The sequence below is a fragment of the uncultured Turicibacter sp. genome, from assembly GCF_938044715.1.
GTDB lineage: Bacteria > Bacillota_I > Bacilli_A > MOL361 > Turicibacteraceae > Turicibacter > Turicibacter sanguinis.
Window position 1 is genome coordinate 48,966 of sequence record NZ_CALIOS010000122.1, and the last position, 6,000, is coordinate 54,965.

Annotated in this window: 3 protein-coding genes and 2 tRNA genes; 1 reads left to right on the forward strand and 4 read right to left on the reverse strand. The window is 34.2% G+C overall.

The annotated features are described in order from the left end of the window. Positions 1-42: 42 nt before the first annotated feature. Positions 43-4,443 (reverse strand): AAA domain-containing protein, encoded by a 4,401-nt coding sequence (locus tag QWC74_RS11925; protein ID WP_006784060.1) that lies wholly within the window; start codon positions 4,441-4,443, stop codon positions 43-45. Positions 4,444-4,706: 263 nt separating this feature from the next. Here QWC74_RS11925 and QWC74_RS14865 point away from each other — a divergent pair, with 263 nt between their 5' ends. Next, positions 4,707-4,946: a potassium transporter TrkG gene (locus QWC74_RS14865; protein ID WP_350022611.1), complete on the forward strand. Its 240-nt coding sequence runs from the start codon at positions 4,707-4,709 to the stop codon at positions 4,944-4,946. A 389-nt stretch (positions 4,947-5,335) separates the two neighbouring features. Here QWC74_RS14865 and QWC74_RS11930 read toward each other — a convergent pair whose 3' ends face one another. The 3 genes from QWC74_RS11930 to QWC74_RS11940 form a co-directional block, all read right to left on the reverse strand. Further along, positions 5,336-5,662, reverse strand: coding sequence for a hypothetical protein (locus QWC74_RS11930; RefSeq protein WP_009606150.1), 327 nt, complete (start codon positions 5,660-5,662; stop codon positions 5,336-5,338). 122 nt (positions 5,663-5,784) lie between these two features. Beyond that, positions 5,785-5,860, reverse strand: a tRNA-His gene (locus QWC74_RS11935). Positions 5,861-5,862: 2 nt separating this feature from the next. After that, a tRNA-Trp gene (locus QWC74_RS11940) sits at positions 5,863-5,936 on the reverse strand. Positions 5,937-6,000 lie beyond the last annotated feature (64 nt).

Sequence of the window (6,000 nt, forward strand, 5' to 3'; positions counted from 1 at the left end):
TTGATAAAATTTTCAAAAGCTTTATCAAGGTTTAATTCAATTCTAGTTTTTAGGTTTAATATCTAATTGCTCTAATTTATCCCATAATACTTTTAACGCTTTCTCTGGATCACGGTAAAAGACACTTCCACGAATTCTTAAGAAACACCAACCTGCACGTTCTAGTACGCGCTGACGTTCCATATCTTGCTCAATTTTCTCACTGCCATAGAACGTATCACCATCACACTCAATAGCCAACCTTGAACGTACCCCCTCAACAACTAAGTCAATTTGATACTTTCCTACGCGAACTTTTGGAGTCACTTCATAACCATGTGACAAAATAGCTTTCATCACATCAACTTCAAACAACGTTTCACATGTCCCACTTGTTGAGACAAACATCGGTTTAGGATTTTGACAATAACTTAATAATTGATAACGAATATCTTCAGGCATTAACTCTTCTAGTGTGACAGAGTGATATAATCTCATTTCGCATTTTGCTCGTGAGGCAGCTACATTAAATCGTTGAGTATATTGTTTTTTATTCAACGTGTTATAACGCATATTCGGAGCAATAACTAATGATAAACACATAATATCACGTTCATCTCCCTGGAAAGAATAAGCGTCCCCACAAATAATTTGTCGCTCGATCATCACTTTCTCACCAACAGCATCAAGTAATAATGAAGAAATATATTTAGCTTGCTCTGCGCCAAGTAACGAAATAACGCCAATACTCTTATGAAAATAGGCAGGATTTTGAATCATTTCCTTTATATCAGAAACAATACGAATCGCTTCTTCATGATTGACTTTTCGCTCATTACGCGTTGCATTTTCAATATAAATAGCACAAACTGGTGGATTAAATTGCTCAGAAGTCAGTGGTAACTTTAATGGAATCATCTCGTTATGGTAACTTAATGCATTTGAAAAACCAATGATTTCAGGCACACATCTAAAGTGTTCTTTTAACATTAATTTACCTTTACTTGAAAAAACACGACACGCCACATCGTAAAGTGATGTTTGTAAATCGTATGAACTTCCTCCTTCAATATTATATAAATAACGCTGAGCTAAATCTTTGACTTGTGTTTCACTAATTCCCGGCATCATCGGACTAATTTGTTGATCATCCCCGACGATAACTGCCTTTTTAGCTCGCATAAAAATAGGTAAACTTAACAGATTACATTGACTACTCTCATCGATAATTACCACATCAAATAAATCTGGATTAATCGTAAAATTCTCAATAGCTTCTTTTACTGGCATAATCCAAACTGGAATCGCCGACTGACACTTTTCCATCTCAGTACGTGCTTCACGACGATATTTAGAGGCATGACGTCCCGTTCCTTTACCAATGCGATTCATTTTTTGCATCCATGTTTGAAGCGCTCGATCCTCTTCTGGCGTCACACGTTCTAATTGATTTTTCCACGTCATTTTAAAAATTAACTGCTTAATAATTGAAACCTCTTCTTTTTCAAGCAGAGATAGTTTCATTTCGAGCTCGCCAATTTTCCACTCATCAAGCTGATTTAAAAACGTTTGAAGCTTTCCAAACTCAAAAATTTCTTGTAAGCTTCCCGGAATTGATTCAACTAACCCAACTGTTCCTAATATCTCATTTGCAAACAATGGCATACTAACTTTTAAAGTATTTAATAACTGATAAAATTCTTGATACTGTTCCTTAATTTGAATTAAAGATTTAATTTCAACTAGCAATTCACTAAAACGTTCATGATTCTTTTCAACTAAGGACTCATATAATTTTGAACAAAGCGGATGCATATGATCATTCATCAAATTCGTTTTATATTGTGATAACAATACTTGATAAACGTCTCGCCATCCCTTTAAGCGCATTTTAACTTGTGTCAACTCAATCGAATAAGCTAAATGACTTAGCTGTGATAAATTCTCATACTCAATCTTTTTAAACGTCTTTGTTGAGGCGGTAATATACTCATTCAATGCTTGAATACGCTCCACACACTCTAACGTATTTTCTAATTGTTTTAACTTTTGATGATGCTCGAACAACTTCAAAAGCTGATTACTCTCAATCAAAGCTCCACCATTCACCGCTAAATTCTTATTCCAAACCGCCGCAAACTGTTGTAAAAGCTCAATCTTCTCTTTATACAATCTCACACAATCTAAATCATGCAATGTTTCAATCTTGTGCCCGTTTACACGCGTTTTTTCATAAAAAGCTTTTAAGTCGGGATTAAACGTTAAATATAAACCTCGAATGGGTTTATTAGCGTGAAGTTTCTCTGAAATGGTCATCAAAAACTGCTCGTATTTTGGATGATCAAAAAACTCGCATCGAACTTCATCATTTACAATTTTTAACTCATGTTCATTTATCTTAACCATAATCTGTTTAAGATGCTCATACACCGTCTGCCAAACCGAATATCGATCATCTGTTAATAAACACTCTTTTAAAATATGTTGTTCAAGTGGATCTTGTACTTTATCAAGCTTTGACACGAGTTGCACTAATTGTTGATGCACATTTTCTAAAAACACACGATTTTCATCAAACTCATATAAATCATCAAAAACTTTCAATTCCTCAAGACGAGTTAAATAACCTTGCTCCTCTTTTAACAAATGGCGGTATTCTTCAATACTTAACACACGACTTAAATTTGGAAAATGAGAATGAATAATCTCCTTATGCATTCTAGGTAAATGACACTTTAACTCCCACAATGTCACAAACTGCTCATCACTTAAGGGACACGTTGCATTCATTTCAATTAAATCTTTAACCCAATGATACTGAGCTGATTTTTCAAAAAGCAACTGTGCCATTTCATAAGGCTGAGACATTTTCTCCTTCCATGGATATCCTTTTGAATCTAGCTCTCTGAATCTTATAATATTATTTCTCGTCATATTCATTTGGCGACGAATCATATCTAACTGACGACTTAAAACCTGAATTTCTTTTTCCAAAATCTGGCTATCATATATTGCTAATCCTTCAGAAATACCACGAATCGATTGCTCAATCTGATTAAGTGACTGGCGATCCCCACCAAGTAATGAAACACAAAGCGGCTGAATTTCTTCAGGTAATTTATCCATCAGAACACGTAATGCTTTATCTTTTTCACTCGTCACTAAAATTCGCTTCCCATGTGACAGCAAATGAGAAATTAAATTGACGATCGTATGGCTTTTCCCCGTTCCTGGAGGTCCCTGTACGGTAATGGCAATATTATTTTCAAGGCGTCTTGCAATATCTTTTTGCTCTTCATTCGCTGGAAGTGGAAATAATAAGTTCTCCCCTACACCCTTCCAACTTAAAACATCCTCATCACTTAAATTTAATCCCTCTACCCCGATGATCGATTGAATCGTTTTAGGAATCTTTCCACCTTCATCTATATAATCAAGCGTTAACTTTAAATCCTCTTTTAATAAAACATCCGATTTAGCTCGTACAAATAGCACATTACGTGGAGCTACAACAGGATATTTTACGCCCTCTTCTGACATAAATTTCTCAACATATTGACCATTTGGATGGATATAATGAATAAACTGGCGTAAATAAGGCTCAAATTCTTCTACGACAAATGGATTAATCGATTGATCCGCTACAAAATCCTTCAACTTCATAATTTCAGTATGATTTGGCAGTTCAATCCCCGATAGCATCTCAAGTTCTAGCTGATACCCCTTCCCCCCGGGAATTAATTTGGCAATTCCTTTTTCAGCATCAAACTCTAATTCTAACTTCGTTGTTAAAAGAGGATGATAAATTTGTGACTTACTTGGATAAGTGAGCATCCCAATTCCAAGCATTAACTCGAGGGATTTTTCCTCTGATTTAAAAACCTGCATCAACTTGAAAAAATAATCATACATTTTTTGAACTTGACGCTTACGCTTTTGTATCACCGCCCATTGCGTCCATAACCCTAACCATAATTTATACTGAGATGTAATTAATTCAATTCTCGATAAAACATCATCCATTTTCTCTAGACATTCTTCTTTAAAGATAAATGAAGAAGAATGTGAAAGTAAAAAGACTTGCCATGGCGTTAAATCAAATTCTTCATCTATCTCACTTTCAACTTTATCGCGTAATTTTTCAAGCTCTTCCTTTAGAATTTGCAATAACTCTAAATCAGAACAACTCACACTACTCTCTTTCGTATAATCAAAATCAAGTAATGTGACAACCTGAAAAACTAATTCATTTAAAGGAGGATAATCAGCATTAAAAGATTGTTGGTGAATTTCAATGACTGACTGTTCATCGTCTCCTTTACCATCCAAATATAGTCCAAATCCTTCTTCTAAATCATCCAAAAACCAATATTTCTCGTATTTCTGTATGTGTCGAATCGGCTCATAACTTAAATTTCGAAGAGCCAATAAATACTCGAATAACTGTCTCACCTTTTTCTCCACAGTCTTCCCTCCACTTTTCTTCAAAATACACCTAAACCTGATATTTTTCTACCTTTATTATATCATGAAATTTCCATGTTTCTTCCTCATTTCTCTCGTAGAATTCTGGGATTGTTTGATGTTTTTTGTCGTAATATAACATTTTTTTATAATTAAAAGTTAAATCAATCACTAGACTTTATTAAAGAGAAAAATTTAAGCATTTTTTTGCATTAAGTGAAATAAAATTCATGTTTATATTAATCGGAATTTCCACTCCTATCATGATATTCTCTCTCTTAACAACCGTATATCCAACATTAAATGAAACTTTTAGAAACTCACTCTTTCAAATTATTTCAGCCATTTCAACAACTAGCTATGCAACCGTATCCTTTAACGACTGGACTCCATTTGCGCTTTTCTTAATGATAATTCTCATGATTATGAGCGGGGGAGCAGGTTCAACATCCGGTGATATAAAACTCTATCGTATCTTACTTTTATGTAAACAATGTATCTAGAATCTAAAAATGAAATTTAAATCAGAATTTTTTATTAAGGAAGACACACTCCTCAAACCGGAAGGAAAAATATTTTTAGAATCATCTTTCATTATTGAAGCTTCTACCTATGCTTTCGCCTATCTAATTCTCTTACTGATAGGTACCTTCATTTTTTTAGTATAGGGTTATCCACTTCAATCCTCATTATTTGAATTTTCATCAGCACTTAAAACCAATGGACTATCTATCGGTATTACTTCTGCCACAACTCCACCGTCATCTTATGGACTGAGATAATTGGGATGATGTTTGGCCAACTTGAAATCTGGGTGATTGTAATTGCTATTATTAAAATTTTTAGACAAAAGTAAAAGGAGTATATCTACAATATACTCCTTTTACTTGAACTAAATATACTCATTTTCTATTAAATAAACAATCTCAGTCGTTGCAGAATTTGAAAAAAACGATTTTTCTTGTTGTTCAATCAAAACATGACCTGCAAACATCACTATAACTAAAAGAACCATTAAAATACCTAAAAAAATCCATCTAGACCAACTTGATTGATAAGATGGTCTTTTCTTATTACGCTTATTAGAATTTATTTCAATCTCATTATCCGAATCATAGTCAATCAATACTCCTGCTTCTTCCAAGTCCTTTTTATTAAATTCTTCAACAGTTACATCTAAAGCGCAGGAATTGATAGAAATTATCTCACCTTTTTCCATCTTCTATCCCTCCTATACTATTTAGTATATAAAAAATAAGAAAATAGGTGATATAAAAGTAAATCTTTCACTATTTAACTAAATAAAAAAAACATCCTTTAAGGATGTTATCTACTAATTTATGGGGCGACTGATGGGAATCGAACCCACGAATGCCGGAGCCACAATCCGGTGCGTTAACCACTTCGCCACAATCGCCATGGCAGGGGTGGCAGGAATCGAACCCACGCTAACGGTTTTGGAGACCGCTGTTCTACCGTTAAACTACACCCCTATTAAATTAATGGTGCCGAAAGCAGGACTTGAACCCGCAACCTACTGATTACAAGTCAGTTGCT

Excerpts from the sequence above, each read along its gene's own strand:
- QWC74_RS14865 (WP_350022611.1), top strand. The coding sequence starts at position 4,707 with ATGATATTCTCTCTCTTAACAACCGTATATCCAACATTAAATGAAACT.
- QWC74_RS11930 (WP_009606150.1), bottom strand. The coding sequence starts at position 5,662 with ATGGAAAAAGGTGAGATAATTTCTATCAATTCCTGCGCTTTAGATGTA.